General features: G+C 43.3%; 14 protein-coding genes. 13 read left to right on the forward strand and 1 reads right to left on the reverse strand.

Annotated elements, in window-relative coordinates; all coding sequences use genetic code 11:
- Positions 1-18 precede the first annotated feature (18 nt).
- From HZA10_00635 to HZA10_00670, 8 genes are all read left to right on the forward strand, one after another.
- Positions 19-297, forward strand: coding sequence for a hypothetical protein (locus HZA10_00635; protein MBI5194809.1), 279 nt, complete (start codon positions 19-21; stop codon positions 295-297).
- Positions 298-403: 106 nt separating this feature from the next.
- Positions 404-1,390, forward strand: a complete 987-nt coding sequence (locus tag HZA10_00640) for a methyltransferase domain-containing protein (protein MBI5194810.1) — start codon at positions 404-406, stop codon at positions 1,388-1,390.
- Positions 1,391-2,000: 610 nt separating this feature from the next.
- Complete coding sequence (locus HZA10_00645) at positions 2,001-3,971, forward strand: DEAD/DEAH box helicase (protein MBI5194811.1); 1,971 nt, start codon at positions 2,001-2,003, stop codon at positions 3,969-3,971.
- A complete protein-coding gene (locus HZA10_00650; GenBank protein MBI5194812.1) occupies positions 3,968-4,996 on the forward strand; it encodes a deoxyguanosinetriphosphate triphosphohydrolase in 1,029 nt (342 codons plus the stop codon). Before HZA10_00645 ends, HZA10_00650 begins: the two co-directional genes overlap by 4 nt.
- A gap of 294 nt (positions 4,997-5,290) precedes the next feature.
- On the forward strand, positions 5,291-6,454 hold the full coding sequence (locus HZA10_00655; protein MBI5194813.1) for a Fic family protein: 1,164 nt from the start codon (positions 5,291-5,293) through the stop codon (positions 6,452-6,454).
- Between the two features lie 33 nt (positions 6,455-6,487).
- Positions 6,488-8,692 (forward strand): SAM-dependent DNA methyltransferase, encoded by a 2,205-nt coding sequence (locus tag HZA10_00660; protein ID MBI5194814.1) that lies wholly within the window; start codon positions 6,488-6,490, stop codon positions 8,690-8,692.
- A gap of 124 nt (positions 8,693-8,816) precedes the next feature.
- A complete protein-coding gene (locus tag HZA10_00665; GenBank protein ID MBI5194815.1) occupies positions 8,817-9,407 on the forward strand; it encodes a hypothetical protein in 591 nt (196 codons plus the stop codon).
- Positions 9,404-10,057 (forward strand): Fic family protein, encoded by a 654-nt coding sequence (locus tag HZA10_00670; GenBank protein MBI5194816.1) that lies wholly within the window; start codon positions 9,404-9,406, stop codon positions 10,055-10,057. Before HZA10_00665 ends, HZA10_00670 begins: the two co-directional genes overlap by 4 nt.
- Here the strand turns inward: HZA10_00670 and HZA10_00675 are convergent.
- Positions 10,011-10,217 carry a hypothetical protein gene (locus HZA10_00675; GenBank protein ID MBI5194817.1) on the reverse strand — a complete coding sequence of 69 codons (207 nt, stop codon included), beginning with the start codon at positions 10,215-10,217 and terminating at the stop codon, positions 10,011-10,013. The two genes, HZA10_00670 and HZA10_00675, sit on opposite strands and share 47 nt — an antisense overlap.
- A 23-nt stretch (positions 10,218-10,240) precedes the next feature.
- Between HZA10_00675 and HZA10_00680 the strand changes: the two genes are divergently transcribed.
- From HZA10_00680 to nifU, 5 genes are all read left to right on the forward strand, one after another.
- Positions 10,241-10,816, forward strand: coding sequence for a four helix bundle protein (locus tag HZA10_00680; protein ID MBI5194818.1), 576 nt, complete (start codon positions 10,241-10,243; stop codon positions 10,814-10,816).
- A gap of 587 nt (positions 10,817-11,403) precedes the next feature.
- The gene (locus tag HZA10_00685) at positions 11,404-14,352 is read left to right on the forward strand and encodes an HsdR family type I site-specific deoxyribonuclease (protein ID MBI5194819.1); all 2,949 of its coding nucleotides are present in this window, start codon (positions 11,404-11,406) and stop codon (positions 14,350-14,352) included.
- Between the two features lie 257 nt (positions 14,353-14,609).
- Complete coding sequence (locus HZA10_00690) at positions 14,610-14,933, forward strand: nucleotidyltransferase domain-containing protein (protein ID MBI5194820.1); 324 nt, start codon at positions 14,610-14,612, stop codon at positions 14,931-14,933.
- Positions 14,923-15,330, forward strand: coding sequence for a HEPN domain-containing protein (locus HZA10_00695; GenBank protein MBI5194821.1), 408 nt, complete (start codon positions 14,923-14,925; stop codon positions 15,328-15,330). The genes HZA10_00690 and HZA10_00695 overlap by 11 nt, the downstream gene beginning before the upstream one ends.
- Before the next feature lie 313 nt (positions 15,331-15,643).
- Positions 15,644-16,196: Fe-S cluster assembly protein NifU (nifU, locus tag HZA10_00700; protein ID MBI5194822.1), on the forward strand; the 553-nt coding region annotated here is incomplete at its 3' end.

The raw sequence follows: 16,196 nt of genomic DNA on the forward strand, positions 1-16,196 counted from the left end.
AAACAAAAGGAGGGCGCCATGGCGGAGAAAATGAGTCATGAGGAGTTTATAAAAAAGGCGATTGTAAGCCTGAGGAAAGAGGGTTACAAAGGTATTCACACTGTTTATTCGGGCTTTAATGAGGCGTTTAAAAAATATTTTCCGGGCGAAAATCCGATTGAGGCGACAAACAAGCTTGCGCACGAAGGAAAGATAGTCATAAGACCGGTGAAGGGCGGAGTTATGCTTTACCTGCCTGAGGATGCCCCGGGTTTCAAGGATGTCGGAAATGACGCATTAAAGAAGATGGGACTGTGAGATTAAGGATGAAGGCTGAATTATGAGGGATGAATAATAAATAATTTTAAAGGATTACATTATTTTCAACCTTCAACCTTCATATTTCATAATTAAAGAAGAAACTATGTCAAACATCGCTGAACGGGTAAGAGAAATAAGAAAGATATGGGGTGGGTTTCAGTCTGCAAGGGTGCTTCTTACTGCCAATAATTACAGGGTGTTTGACTATCTCATAAAACCTCAATCAGCAAAAAACATCTCAAGTAAGCTTAAGGCAGATTTAAGGGCGGCAGAGATTTTGCTTGACGCGCTTACGGGCATGGGTCTTCTTAAAAAACACACCGGCAGATATAAAAATTCAAGCCTCACAGCGCAATTTCTCGTCGCGGGCAGACCGTATTATCAAGGTGACATTATCAAGCATGCAGATACCCTGTGGCAGAACTGGTCAGGGCTGGATCATGTTTTAAAGACAGGGGAACCTTATCACAAGGCACACAACCACGAGGCATTTATATTTGGAATGCACAATCTTGCCGTTTTAAAGGCAGAGAATATTATTGATAGGGTTGGATTGAAGGGGGTCAAGACTGCATTAGACCTCGGCGGCGGGCCCGGCACATATGCGATGGAAATGGCAAAAAGGGGTGTGAAGGTAACGCTTTTTGACAGGCCGGAGACTGTAAAGATTGCAAAAAAGGTTATCAATAACCCATCCTTAATCCTCTCCTTAAATAAGGGGAGGACAGGTGGGGTTAAATTTATTCAGGGTGATTTTATTCATGACGATATCGGCAAGGGTTATGATTTAATCTTTATCAGCCAGATACTGCATTCAATGTCTGAAACTGACAATATCTCCGTGCTTAAGAAATGCAAAAAGGCATTAAACGCAGACGGAAGGATAGTCATTCAGGAATTTAATATCTCAAATGACAGGACACAGCCCCAGCCAAGTGCATTGTTCTCAATTAACATGCTCGTAAATACTGAAGGCGGACGGTGCTATTCATCTGATGAATTAAAACATTGGCTGGGGAAAATAGGATTTAAGAAAATAAAAAAGCAGATTGTTGAGGATTGTGTGATAGTTAGTGCGAATGATTTTTAGTTGTATCAATGGCATGGAAGCCATCAAAATCTTTAGAATGCAATAAAATTATTATATGTCATACTGCAAACTTTAATAGTTATACAATTAGGCACATGAAGTAAAAGGCAGTATGACATCAAAGGGATTGCTCTAAAGATTTTTCCGGCATCCATGCCATCTGGAGTTTGCGGGCATAGATACCTTCAAAAATTTTCATAAAGCAACAAATATCTTAAAATGTCATGCTGCAAAAAGTTTTAAGTATCAGCTTTTGAACTTTTTATAAAGAGGCAACACGACTCTTTGGTGTTGCAATGAAAATTTTTTCAGGAATCTATACCCTTTAATAAAAGTTGGCAGCAGGCACAGGTATACGAAAAAGCCTTAGAGCAACACAGTTAAGTTTTGCTTTGGGGTTAAGCTTCGTCTTTTGCTTGTCATTCCCGCAAGCGAAGCGCGTCGGGAATCCTTTTTGAAGAAAGTCGGTACGACTCGTTCCGAGATTCCGGACAAGCCGGAATGACGATTTCAAAACCTCGTCCCGAAATGTAGGGACTGCTGGGTAGTTCATTAATTTTTGTTGCGTTCTAAGGGTTTTGAGGATGCCTGTGCCTGCTGCCTAAGTTAAATGGGGAGCTTAAAGTTAAACATCATGCTGAATAATTTTTTTACGTCCGGCGGTATCCTCTCAAAAACCCTCCAGACCTATGAGCCGAGGCATGAACAGCAGGTAATGGCGGATGCGATTGACAATGCGCTCAGGGCTGAAAAACATTTGATTGTTGAGGCGGGCACAGGCGTCGGCAAGAGCCTTGCGTATCTGGTGCCGCTTATCAAATGGATATTTGATGAGGAAAAAAAGGCTGCCGTTTCCACCTACACAAAAGCGCTTCAGAGACAGCTTGTGGAAAAAGAACTGCCGTTTCTAAAAGAGCATGTTTTTAAAGACCTGCGCTTTGCGCTTTGTTTCGGGAGCGAAAATTATCTGTGCGTAAGACGGCTTAAGCAGTCAAAGAAATTCGGACTTTTTGATATGCCTGATATGCAGGATATAGACACCCTGCTTAAGTGGGCAAACACAACTGAGACAGGCCTGAGGTCTGAGATTGATATAAAGGCAGGTCTCTGGTATAAAGTCTGCAGGGAGAGCGACCTGTGTCATGGAAATATCTGCAAGCATTTCAGAAAATGCTTTTATCAAAAGGCAAAGGCTGTTGAAAGACAGGCGCATATCCTTGTCACCAACCATCACCTGTTTTTTGCCCATGCAGTTTCAGGATATAATGTTTTGCCTCCTTTCAGCGCCGTTGTCTTTGATGAGGCGCACGAGCTTGAAGACGTTGCATCGGATTATCTTGGGGCAGAGCTGTCAAATTATTCGCTGACCCGCCTGTTTGATTCCATATTAAGCCGGCACGGCAAGGGATTGCTCATGAGGCTGAAATGGCTTCCTGAGAATGACTTTTCAAACTGCAATGCAGTCCTAAACACGGTGCGTTTGCAGGCAAACATCTTTTTTGATGAGCTTTCAGGAAAACTGGAGAAATCCGGCGTCATGAGGATTTATCAAAAAGGTTTTATTTCAGACACAATTTCAGAACCGCTGTCAGCTCTTGTAAATGAATTGAATAATATCTATACCGCATCGGGTGATGAGAATGAAAAAATAGAAATACTGGCAGTTTTAAACAGATGTAAGGGCGTTTTAGTTTCTTTAGAGGCGGTAATTATGCAGACTCTTGAAGAGCATGTCTACTGGGCTGAGAGGGATGAGAAGAGATTGAAGATTTCCGCAACGCCGATAAAGCCCGCCGGATTGCTGAAAGAGATATTTGATAATATGGACACTGCTGTTTTTACTTCGGCAACACTTGCCGCCAACGGTAATTTTAACTACATAAAAGAACGGCTCGGGCTTCTGGACGCCGATGCGCTCCTCCTTAAATCGCCGTTTAACTACAAGGAGCAGTCGCTTTTGTATATTCCATCAGACCTTTCAGCGCCCGGGACAAAGGACTTTGAAGAGCAGTTGATTGCAAAGATAAAAGAGATACTTGAAATAACAAAGGGCAGGACGCTGGTGCTTTTCACAAGTTACAATACGCTTGAAAAGGCATATGCTGAAATCAATATTGAGGGGTTAAGAATTCTACGGCAAGGCGAGACAGACAGCTACAGGCTGATTGAGAGATTTAAGCAGGATAATAATTCCGCCCTTTTCGGCACTAATACATTCTGGCAGGGGATCGATGTGCCGGGTGATGATTTGCAGTGCGTTATAATAGCCAAACTGCCGTTTGCTGTGCCTGACGAGCCTGTCACTGAGGCAAGAATAGAGGCAATTGAAAAAGAAGGCAGACAGGCTTTTTTAGAGTATCAGGTGCCGCAGGCGATAATCCTCCTGAAGCAGGGCTTTGGCAGGCTGATAAGGACCAAGACTGACAAAGGCATAGTTGCAATCCTTGATTCAAGGCTGAGGACCAAGGGTTACGGAATGCAGTTTTTAAAATCCCTTCCTGAATGCAGGGTAACTGCCGATTTAAATCAGCTAAGGGATTTTTTAGCCGTGAATGATATAATCGGAGCAGGGGCAACATGACTATACGCGAGCAGACAGAGGCGATAGAAAAGCAGATACTTCATCCTAAGGCGTGCCTGAGTTCTCAAAGCAAAGGCAGGCAGAAGCCTGAGAAGGAAGGCGAGATACGGACGTGCTTTCAGCGCGACAGGGACCGGATTATCCACTCAAAGGCCTTCAGGAGACTAAAGCATAAAACTCAGGTGTTTCTTGCGCCCAAGGGCGACCATTACAGAACGCGTCTGACGCACACGCTGGAGGTCTCGCAGATTGCGCGCACCATTGCAAAGGCGCTCAGGCTTAATGAGGATTTGACAGAGGCGATTGCGCTCGGGCATGACCTTGGGCACACGCCTTTTGGACATGCAGGCGAGGAAATACTGCGCGAGATATATCCCGGAGGATTTAAGCATTATGAGCAGAGCCTCAGGGTTGTGGATATTCTTGAGAGAAAAGGGCAGGGGCTTAATCTTACGCATGAAGTCAGAAACGGGATTTTGAAGCATTCAAAGGGCAAAGGCGAGATATTTTCAGCGCACGGAGGCTCAGAGACGCTTGAAGGGCAAATTGTCAGGGTATCGGATGTGATTGCCTATGTCAATCATGACCTTGATGACGCCTTGCGCGCGGGCGTGCTTAAAAAAAGCGATATTCCGGCGGAATTTTTCAAGATAGGAAGTGACCAGCCTAAAAGGATTGATACGCTGGTCAAGGATGTTATATATACCTCTATTGCCGCAGGCATAAAAGAGATAAAGATGAGCAGAGAGATAAAAACCACGGCTTATGCGCTCAGGGATTTTCTCTATGAAAATATCTATGAGGGCGAGACGACAAAGGGCGAGTTTAGAAAGGCAAAGAAGATTCTGCTGGACCTTTATAATTATTATCTTGAGCATACGGATGAGGTGTTTAATGAAATTCCCAAAGAAGTAATCGGCGACAAAGAGCGCATCGTTTGTGATTTTATCGCAGGAATGACTGACAGATTTGCCCTCATGACATATGAAAAACTTTTCCTGCCCCAGCCGTGGATGGTTTTGTGAGGCAGCATGACGTTAATGGTGTTGCTCTAAAAATTCTTCATGTACCTCAATGAGGCTCTTGCAAAAGTCTGGTTTTGTCATTCCCGAGGTAGTAATCGGGAATCCAGTTTCTTTGAAAAACACCGACTTCTGGATACCCGTTTTCACTGGTATGACGGCCAAAGTCATTTTGCAGGGACTTTTGCAAAAGCCTCAAATACAAATCCTTTGATTCTTATTGCACGATATGCTATAATCGTGCAATAAGAATCATGGCAAATGCAAATAATGCAATAGCAGTATTGGATTGAGAAGATGAAAAGGGAAAATACAGGTCACTATGTAACAATCAGTACAACAGGTGAACCGGTAAAGGCATATGTTCCAACCCCCTTGCCGCCTGAACCGTCTTTGCATATTTCAGCCGCGCTTCGCAGTGAACTTGACAGCGCCTTGTTAGCGCTTGGCAGGCTTGACAGTGTTTCATCCTATCTGCCTGATGCTAATTTGTTGATATACATGTATATCAGAAAAGAAGCGGTGCTGTCATCACAGATAGAAGGCACGCAGTCTTCCCTTTCGGACCTGCTGCTTTTTGAGATGGATGCAGTTCCGGGAGTGCCTATTGACGATGTGAAAGAAGTGTCTAATTATGTTGCGGCATTGACCTACGGGCTGGATCAAGTACGCTCCGGGTTTCCGCTTTCAAACCGTTTGATAAGAGAGATGCACGAAATACTTCTTAGAGGAGGAAGGGGTGGTCATAAAAATCCCGGCGAGTTTCGCAGAAGCCAGAATTGGATCGGCGGCGCCCGTCCGGGCAACGCGGTCTTTGTGCCTCCTCCGCCCAATGAAGTTCAAAACTGCATGGGAGAGCTGGAATTGTTTTTAAATAATGAGCGCGGCATAGTAAGCGCTCTTGAAAAAGCCGCCCTTTCGCATATCCAGTTTGAAACTATCCACCCTTTTCTTGACGGAAACGGCAGGCTTGGGAGGTTGTTAATTACGCTTATACTCTGCGTGGAAAAGATACTGACTGAGCCGCTTCTTTACCTGAGCCTGTATTTCAAAAGTCACAGGAATAAATACTATAAACTTCTGCAAAAAGTCAGAATAGACGGAGATTGGGAAAGCTGGTTTGAGTTTTTTATAAAAGCGGTGAGGCGTACTGCTGAGCAGGCAACAGACACGGCAAGAAAATTGACAAGCCTTGCGGATGAAAACAGAAAGCTCATACAAGACATGGGCCGCGTTGCAGGCTCGGCGCTGATGGTGCATCAAAGCCTGATGGTGCGCCCGCTGACGGATTCAGCCCGCTTATGCACAGCCGCCGGGTTGGCGCCTAATACCGTAAACAAGGTCCTTAAAGCGCTGATTAAGGCAGGGATTGTAGAAGAAGTCACCGGCAAAAACAGAAACAGGATATATGTGTACCGCAAGTATCTTGATGTTATGAACGAAGGGATAGAGCCGCTGTAATGGGTGAGTTGAAGGAATACAGGAGAATGATTGATGGCGCGGAGTCCAAAAGAAAATAAGAATCAGACTGAAGAGCCGCTGGAAAAGAAGCTCTGGAAGGCGGCGGATAAGCTCAGGAAGAATATGGACGCTGCCGAATACAAGCATATTGTATTGGGCTTAATATTCCTGAAATATATCTCTGATGCATTTGAAGAACTTTATCAAAAACTCACCTCACAGAAAGGTGAAGGCGCAGACCCTGAAGATAAGAACGAGTACACTGCTGAAAAAGTTTTCTATGTCCCGCCATCTTCGCGCTGGGGGTGGCTGCAAGGAAGGGCAAAACTTCCTACCATTGGCAAAGATGTAGATGAAGCAATGGATGCGATTGAAAAGGACAACCCTTCTCTAAGAGGCGTACTCCCAAAAGTGTTTGCGCAAGAAAAATTGGACAAGCAAAGTCTCGGTGGTCTGATAGATTTGATAGGCAGTGCAACGCTCGGCACGAAAGAAGCGCAGAGCAAAGACGTGTTGGGCAAAGTATATGAATACTTTCTCGGAGAGTTTGCCTTAGCCGAAGGCAAGAAGGGCGGTCAGTTCTACACGCCGGGCAGTGTAGTTAAGCTTCTTGTTGCAATGCTTGAGCCATATGAAGGACGAGTATTTGACCCGTGCTGCGGCTCAGGCGGTATGTTTGTGCAGAGTGAAAAGTTTGTAGAGGCGCATAGGGATTACTACAAGAAAAAGAAAAACGGGCTGTCCCTTAATCCGGCAGACCGCATCTCAATTTACGGGCAGGAGAGCAATCAGACCACCTGGCGTCTGGCAAAGATGAATCTTGCCATCCGTCATATAGACAGCAGTAATGTGAAGTGGAACAACGAAGGTTCTTTTCTGAATGACATGCACAAAGACCTGAAGGCAGATTACATCATTGCCAATCCGCCTTTTAATGACAGCGACTGGAGCGGGGAACTGCTCCGTGATGACGCGCGCTGGAGCGTGTTGGATCAAAAACTACCGCCTCCGCCCAATAACGCAAACTATGCATGGATACAGCACTTCCTTTTTCACCTTGCCCCTGCAGGACAGGCAGGGTTTGTATTGGCTGATACATCAATGACAACAATGGCTATAAATGAAGAGCGAATAAGAATAAATATTATTGAATCAAATTTTGTAGACTGTTTGGTTTCATTGCCATCTCATTTATTTACTAATACCCAAATAACAGCCTGCCTTTGGTTTATTTCGAGGAATAAAGAGAACCACAAATTTCGTAATAGAAAAAATGAAGTATTGTTTATTGACGCAAGTAAAATGGGTCATATGCTAAAAAGAAAGCATAGAGCGTTAAGTGATGATGACATTAGAAAAATATCTGAAACTTATCATAATTGGCGAAATCCTAATGGGAATTATGAGGATATTGATGGCTTTTGTAGGTCAGTTACTTTGAATGAAGTTCAGTCAAACAACTATATCTTATCACCGAATAGCTACATCACTCCAATCGGACAAACGATAAATTTAAAAATAGATTTTAAATCACCTTCTATAGCGAACAAAGTAAAAACACTCCATGAAAGGATTAATCAAAAAACGGATAGCATACTAAAAGCTTGGAATGAAGAACATCATTTTAAATTAAATGAAATATTTGATTTAGCAAAATTGTCAAAGGACCTTGAATCAGTATCTCAATTGATTTTTAAAGGGTTGATAAAAAAATACTTTTTGGACTATCAAATAGATGGTTCAGAAGAATTCATAACCAAGCCGAGACGAGGTAGGATGCCGAAAGATTGGATAATAAAATCTTTCGATGAGCTATTTGAAGAAAGTAGTATTAAGGTTGATGATTTAAATTTTTCTCCTCCGATATACAGCGTAACGAATGCGGGCATACAACTCAGAGAAGAGAAGTATACAAAGGCGTTATCAAAAGATATTTCAGGTTATAAGGTAGCATATTTTGGAGATATGGTTTTTGGTTTAAGTAGGGAAATTCCAAATTTAGACGTATTCAACGATGAAATAGGGGCTTTTAGTGGAGCATATCATATCTTTCGACCAAGAGATTTCAGAATTGGAATTATAGTTGGAACTGTTATGCGACTAAAACTTAATGAACAAACTGACCTCCTTAAAGGTGGTGCAAGAGAAGGCAGGGGTTTAGACAAGGATAAATTGAAGAAGAAAAAATTTGCTATTCCGCCACATGACAAGTTGAATTTGATTTGGGATATGAAATAATACTAACATCAATCCGCGCCCTCATCCGCCTGCGCGATACACTATTACCCAAGCTGATGAGCGGGGAGGTGAGGGTTAAGGATGCGGAAAAAGGATAATGGCATAAACAGCCGAGGAGCATAACGTGGCAGAAGACACACAGAGAAATCACCAAGAGCTTTGTCTTTTATATCAAAATGCTGCAACTAATCTTGACTCGTTGAAGAAAAGTCAGTGGCAGGTCTATGTCTTCTATTCGGCGGTCGCAATTGCCCTCATTTCACAAGCCAATAATATCAAAGAGCCATACTTGAAAATCTTAATTTCCTCTTTGCTGTTGTGTGGGGCATTAATGGTTGAATTTTATGAAGCCCATTTCCGCTCAAAAATAAAAGAGTACCGTCAAATCTTAATGGAAGTTTATGAGTGTTTTGGCCATCCATTTAAGAAAACCAGGATAAGTGCCAAGGGGACGAAAACCGTTGATCCAGATAATTTTGAGATAGCGTTTAAGTATGGGGGCTGCGCCTATCTGCTTATGGTCAGTTTCCTTGCCATAAATACACTTTGGCCGGCTGAATACAAGTGGACTTGTTGCTCAACTATCTGGCAGTTGGTATGGGTTTCCATTGCTCTGATTATCATAACGATTCTTTTGCCCTGTACAATGGATAAATTTGTCGATAATCTTGCCATGCGGACAAAAAAGAACGGTGTGGAGAGTAACATTAAATGAAACCCTCCAACCGCTACGATACATCCTCTCTCCCCGAAGCCCAGTTTGAGCCGGGCTCGCGAGGCCATGTCCTCAAAAACAAGTTCGCCATCAAAAGCAAGCGAGTCATGGATGAGGCTGAATCTGTAGCTCTCAAGACCGCAACTGATAAGCTCCTCGGCATGTATGATGCCAGCCATCGCTTCACTGCTGGAGATATCAGGGCAATGCACAAAATCTGGCTGGGCAATATCTACGAATGGGCGGGTGAATACAGACAGGTAAATGTGAGTAAAGGAGATTTTCATTTTGCGGCTTCAAAGCAGATTCCATTATTGATGAACGCTTTTGAGAAGGATTTTCTTCATAAGCACATGCCCTGCAATTTCAAATCAATGGAGCGGGTTATTCAGGCACTGGCTGAAGTCCATGTAGAGCTTGTCCTTATTCATCCATTCCGCGAGGGCAACGGAAGAGTAGCACGTTTGCTGGCTATTTTAATGGCATTGCAGGCTGGACTGCCTCCCCTTGATTTTACCGGGATTGTCAGCAGAAAGAAGAAGGACTACATATCCGCTGTGCAAGCTGGGATGGAACGAGATTACAAGCCGATGGAAAAGGTATTTACTTCTGCGATCCGTAAGACGCTGAAGGCTCGTGAACAGCAATGACAGCTTTTAATTTCTTCTCAAGGGACTTTGAAAGCTTAGGATATCTTGTGCGTACTCCTTCAACTGCTGTGGAGGACGAAACAGACAAATTGACTAACGCCTCGCGGAGGTCGGGGTTTCTTAAGTAAGGATTGGTCTCTTTTAACGGCTTCTTTTTCATGCTTTATTATACAATATTGAGCAATGGACAATAAACCCGAAAAACCAAACCCGCCACTCATCCCCCCTCATGGCGGATACCGCAATCTGAAATCTTACCAGACTGCTGAGATTGTCTATGACGCCACAGTGGTGTTCTGTGACCGCTTTATTGACAAGCGGTCGCGGACACATGACCAGATGGTGCAGGCGGCGCGGAGCGGAAAGCAGAATATTGCCGAGGGAAGCATGGCGTCAGGGACTTCAAAAAAGACAGAACTGAAACTTATCGGTGTGGCACGGGCAAGCCTTGAAGAATTGCTTCTGGATTATCAGGATTTTTTGCGGCAGAAAGGTCTGCTGCTTTGGGGAAAAGACCATGAACAAGCGCAAGCCATCCGAAAGATGGCTTGGAAAGAAGATAGGTCTTATATGACCTATAGGACTTATGTGGAGGCTTCGCCTCCTGAGACTGCCGCTAATACCCTCATCTGCCTGATTCATCAGGTGAACTATTTGCTGGATCAGCAGTTGCGGCAGCTTGAAAAGCAGTTTCTTGAAGAGGGCGGCTTTACTGAAAGGCTCTATCAGGCGCGAAGCCAGGCCAGAAAAACGAAATGAGCAAGATCACCGAAAGCGACATAGAGCTTTTCACCATTGAAGAACTGGAAAAACTTGGCTATCACTACCTTCACGGCCTCGCTATTGCCCCAGGCGCTGAATCAGCAGAGCGGGAAAGTTTTGAGCAAATCATTTTAACACAGCGCTTACGCAAGGCTGTTGCACGGTTAAACCCTCATATTCCTGTGGATGCGCAGGAACAGGCTGTGCAAAAAGTTCTGCGTATTTATTCGCCTGATGTGCTGCACAACAATGAAACCTTTCACCGGTTTCTTATAGAAAAAATAAAAATACCGTATCAGCAGGACGGCTATGAAAGAAGTTATGAAGTAAGCCTGATTGATTTTGATAATCCGCTCAATAATGAGTTTTTAGCTGTAAATCAATTCACAATTATTGAGAACAATCAAAACAAGCGGCCTGATATTTTACTCTTTATCAACGGCATCCCCCTCGTTATGATTGAATTGAAGAATGCGGCGGATGAAAACGCAACCATCAGAAAGGCATTTGAACAAATACAGACTTACAAAGCTACTATTCTGAGCCTGTTTACCTATAACGGAATCTGCGTAATATCCGATGGGATGGAATGCAGGGCAGGGAGTCTTTCTGCAGGATTCAGCCGCTTTATGACATGGCCTGTCTGCGTGCGGACACGCACAGGCAGAAAAAGGGCAGGCAGTTATTATGTGTATGTAATAGAATGTGATAATAGCAGTTACTACATAGGTCAAACATTGGATATCGAAAAAAGATGGGAAGAACATATAACTGGGAACGCTGCGAAATGGACAAAATTATATAAGCCGGTAAAAATCATTCATTATGAAGAATTAAATTCAAGAGAAAAAGCTGTTAAAAGAGAAAGTGATTTAAAAACAGGTTTTGGGAGAAAATGGATTAAGCGAGAAATAGCTGCCGGTAGAAACAACGAATATTTTTTAGGCCAAGATGAACCACAAATAGCCTCACGGTTTGCCCCTCAATTGGAAACCCTTGTAAAAGGAATGTTTAACCCGGCAACTCTGTTAGACCTTGTCCGCAATTTCATCGTATTTGAAAAATCAAAGAAGGAAGATACCAAAACAGGCATCATACATGTTGAGACTGAAAAGAAGCTGGCGGCATATCATCAATATTATGCGGTCAATAAAGCAGTAGAAAACACACTCAAAGCTGCGTCCTCAGGCGGAAACCGTAAGGGCGGCGTTGTGTGGCACACACAGGGAAGCGGCAAATCCATTTCTATGGTTTTCTACACAGGCAAGCTGGTATTAAGCCTGAACAATCCGACTGTAGTGGTTATCACGGACCGCAACGACTTAGACGACCAGTTGTTTGACACCTTTGCATCTTCAAAACAGTTGCTCAGGCAAGAACCAATACAGGCAAGAGACCGGGAACATTTAAAAGAACTTCTGAAAGTTGCATCCGGCGGTATTGTGTTTACTACCATTCAAAAATTTCTGCCAGACGCAGGCAAGGCTGAATATGACCAGCTTTCTGATAGAACCAATATAGTTGTCATTGCAGATGAAGCGCACCGAACACAATACGGCTTTGAAGCAAAGATGCTTGATGAAAAAGATAAGGTCACGAAAGAGGTAATCGGCAAGCGCATAGCATACGGCTTTGCCAAGTATATGAGAGACGCATTGCCCAATGCTACTTATATTGGTTTTACCGGCACTCCGATTGAAAACACGGACGTAAATACCCCGGCAGTATTCGGGCAGTATGTTGACATATACGACATTGCACAATCAGTTGCCGATGGCGCGACTGTTAAGATTTACTATGAAAGCCGTCTGGCAAAAGTCAATTTGGATGAAGAAGGCAGGCGGTTGATTGAGGAGTTTGATAAAGAACTTGAAGAAGATGAAGAAATAACTGATAAGCAAAGAGCCAGAGCCAAGTGGGCAAAGCTTGAAGCTATTGTCGGCAATCAGCAAAGGGTAGAGAACTTAGCCAAAGATATTGTTACGCATTTTGAGCAGAGGCAGGCTGTATTTGACGGCAAGGGAATGATTGTAGCTATGAGCAGGAGAATTGCTGTGGACCTCTACAATGAGATCATCAAGCTTAGGCCTGAGTGGCATAATGACGACCTGACCAAAGGAGTAATCAAGGTTGTAATGACTGCATCCAGCGCAGACGGCCCGGTTATGCAGAAGCAGCATACCACTAAAGCTCAGCGCAAGACCTTATCCGACAGAATGAAAGACCCGGCTGATCCGATGAAGCTGGTCATTGTGCGGGATATGTGGCTCACAGGTTTTGATGTGCCATGTTTGCATACGCTTTATGTTGATAAGCCTATGAGAGGCCACACCCTTATGCAAGCCATAGCAAGAGTTAACAGGATATTTAAAGACAAACCCGGCGGTTTAGTGGTTGACTACCTCGGCATTGCATCAGACCTTAAAAAAGCATTGGCTTTCTATTCTGATTCGGGCGGAAAAGGCGATCCTGCAGAGACGCAGGAAAAAGCAGTTGCAATGCTTATTGAAAAAATAGAAGTGGTGCGACAGCTTTTCTTTGAAGAAAGTAAAACCATGAAAGCCATTATGGTGGCAGAGCCGGCAGCTTATTATGGCGATTACCCGGGAACAGGTTTTAATTACAAACGTTTCTTTTCAGCTTTGCCTAAAGAAAAACTATCCATTATCTTACAGGCTGAAGAACATATCTTAGGGTTGGAAGACGGCAAAAACCGTTTTATCCGTGAGGTAACATTGCTAAGTCAGGCTTTTGTTCTCTCTATTCCGCATGAAAAAGCATTGGCGGTTAAAGATGAAGTAGCGTTTTTTCAGGCAGTAAAAGCACGGCTTGTAAAGTTTGCCGGAGGCGGGACAGGCAGGTCTGATGTAGATATTGAAACAGCCATTAAACAAATAATTGATGAGGCCTTGAGTTCTGACAGGGTTATAGATATTTTTGACGCGGCAGGTGTAAAGAAGCCTGAGATATCCATTCTGTCAGAGGACTTTTTGTTAGAAATAAAGGGAATGAATCACCAAAACCTTGCCCTTGAATTATTGAAGAAAATATTAAATGATGAAATCCGAACCCGCTCAAAAACCAATCTGGTAAGAGGCAAGGCATTACTTGAAATGCTTGAAACGGCCATCAAGAAATATAATAACGGTTTGCTCACAACTGCTGAGGTTATACAGTTCTTGGTTGATGAAGTTGCCAAAAAAATAAGAGAGCATGATGAAAGAGAAAAGAAGCTGAACTTATCAACAGAAGAGCTGGCTTTCTATGATGCGCTTGCGGAAAACAAGTCGGCAGTTGAAGTCCTTGGGGACGAGAAACTCAGAATTATTGCGATTGAAGTGGCAGAGAAGGTTAAGGCCAATGCAACTATAGATTGGACCATTCGGGAAAGTGCAAGGGCGAAACTGATGGTTTTAGTAAAAAGGACATTAACCAAATACGGCTATCCGCCGGACATGCAGCAAAAAGCAATTGATACAGTTTTAAAGCAGGCAGAGTTGTTGGCAGGGCACTTTGCCGGAGGTAATGTATAGGGTCATTGTAACCCCGCTCTGTTCCCCATTAACCTAAGATGGGTTGAATACGCAACCCTCAATGAAAAGAAATACCCAGTAGACCTTTCCAAAGACAACGCCGTGAAGTACAACAGAAGATAATCCCTTCCATGATATAATTATAAATACAGTTTTATACTGGATGTCATTGCCATTGTTTACGACGCATAGAGTGAAGGTGAAGTCAGAAGTTCTGAATTTTGGTATACTTATAATCAGAGAGCGAAGTACAACCTATGGACGATTTATTTTTAGAAAATATTTTAAACGTCACACTAAGCCGAATACTGGCTGTTGTTCAGCCTGTAAAAGTCATTCTTTTCGGTTCTGCGGCAAAAGGGAAAATGCACGATAACAGTGATATTGATTTGCTTGTGATAATTCCTTCCGGTATGCACCGCCGCAAAATCGCTCAGAATATCTATCGTAATCTTATTGGTGTTGGATTTGCTGCGGATATTATTGTAATTACAGAAGATGATTTTGAACAGTTTAAAGAACATAAAGGGATGGTTATTGAGCCTGCGCTGAAAGAAGGAAGGCTGCTATATGCCGCATGATGTAAATAAGGTCGGAACCCCCGAAGAATGGCTGAAGAGAGCTAAAAGCAATCTTGCAATTGCAAGACAACCGCGAACAAATGAAATTTATCTGGAAGACCTTTGTTTTGAAGTTCAACAGGCGGCGGAGAAGGCTCTGAAGGCAGTTTTGCTCCACAAAAACATACAGTTTAGATTTGTTCATGATATTGCCGAGTTCCTGACACTTCTTGAGCAGAATGGGATGACTCTTTCGGAAGAAATTAAAGCTGCTGCCATGTTAACTGATTATTCTGTTGAAGCACGGTATCCCGGCCCATTTGAATCTGTAACCGAAGAAGAATTTCAAGAAGCTTTAAATATTGCCGAAAAGGTTGTGAAATGGGCTGAGTCTAAGATCACCCCACAGAGCCAATAAAAATTAGCTGGGAATTTCCTTCCGTAAACGACAAGAAAGACTGTTGCGAAATTTTAATTTTGATATATAGCAGGCATAGATACCTTCAAAAATCTTTAGAACGCAACAAAGATTATTAAATGTCATGCTGCAAAATTTTAGAGTATTATATTTAGGACTGAATAATTAAAGGCAGCATGACAGCAATGGTGTTGCTCTAAAAATTCTTCATGTACCTCTGAATGCTGTTAAGTCTTACAGGAGAACAGGTATTCCTGCTTTCGGATGCTTAATTTTATTTGACAGTCTCAAGTTATTGTGATAAAAACCTTGTATGTGGGAATACACGGACAAGGTCAGGGAGCTTTTCCTCCATCCCAAAAACATCGGCGAGATTAAGGATGCTGACGCGGTTGGCGAAGTCGGCAGTATTGTTTGCGGCGATGCCCTTAAATTATTTTTAAAAATAGACAAAGATACGGGCCGGATTACCGACGCAAAATTTCAGACTTTCGGGTGCGCAAGCGCCATTGCATCTTCCACGGCGCTTACGGAATTGATAAAAGGCAAAACCGTGGATGAGGCGCTGAAGGTCACAAATCAGGACATTGCCGAATATCTCGGCGGCCTGCCGCGCGAAAAGATGCACTGCTCCGTGATGGGGCGCGAGGCGCTTGAGGCTGCCGCTGCCGATTATAAAGGGGCAAAATTACCTAAGGCTGAAGAAGGCGAACTGGTCTGTGAATGTTTCGGCGTCACGGATGAAAAAATCAGGCGCGCAATTATAGAAAACAATTTAAAGACGGCAGAAGATGTCACAAACTTTACAAAGGAAGGAGGCGGATGCGGGAAATGCGTACCGAAGATTGAGGAAATTCTAAGGCAGG

The organism is Nitrospirota bacterium (assembly GCA_016212185.1).
Lineage (GTDB): Bacteria > Nitrospirota > Thermodesulfovibrionia > UBA6902 > DSMQ01 > JACRGX01.

Coding starts and splice junctions, on each gene's coding strand:
- HZA10_00645 (MBI5194811.1), top strand. CDS start 2,001: ATGGGGAGCTTAAAGTTAAACATCATGCTGAATAATTTTTTTACGTCC.
- HZA10_00680 (MBI5194818.1), top strand. CDS start 10,241: ATGGACAATAAACCCGAAAAACCAAACCCGCCACTCATCCCCCCTCAT.
- HZA10_00640 (MBI5194810.1), top strand. CDS start 404: ATGTCAAACATCGCTGAACGGGTAAGAGAAATAAGAAAGATATGGGGT.
- HZA10_00675 (MBI5194817.1), bottom strand. CDS start 10,217: ATGAAAAAGAAGCCGTTAAAAGAGACCAATCCTTACTTAAGAAACCCC.
- HZA10_00650 (MBI5194812.1), top strand. CDS start 3,968: ATGACTATACGCGAGCAGACAGAGGCGATAGAAAAGCAGATACTTCAT.
- HZA10_00660 (MBI5194814.1), top strand. CDS start 6,488: ATGGCGCGGAGTCCAAAAGAAAATAAGAATCAGACTGAAGAGCCGCTG.
- HZA10_00685 (MBI5194819.1), top strand. CDS start 11,404: ATGGAATGCAGGGCAGGGAGTCTTTCTGCAGGATTCAGCCGCTTTATG.
- HZA10_00670 (MBI5194816.1), top strand. CDS start 9,404: ATGAAACCCTCCAACCGCTACGATACATCCTCTCTCCCCGAAGCCCAG.
- HZA10_00655 (MBI5194813.1), top strand. CDS start 5,291: ATGAAAAGGGAAAATACAGGTCACTATGTAACAATCAGTACAACAGGT.
- HZA10_00690 (MBI5194820.1), top strand. CDS start 14,610: ATGGACGATTTATTTTTAGAAAATATTTTAAACGTCACACTAAGCCGA.
- HZA10_00695 (MBI5194821.1), top strand. CDS start 14,923: ATGCCGCATGATGTAAATAAGGTCGGAACCCCCGAAGAATGGCTGAAG.
- HZA10_00635 (MBI5194809.1), top strand. CDS start 19: ATGGCGGAGAAAATGAGTCATGAGGAGTTTATAAAAAAGGCGATTGTA.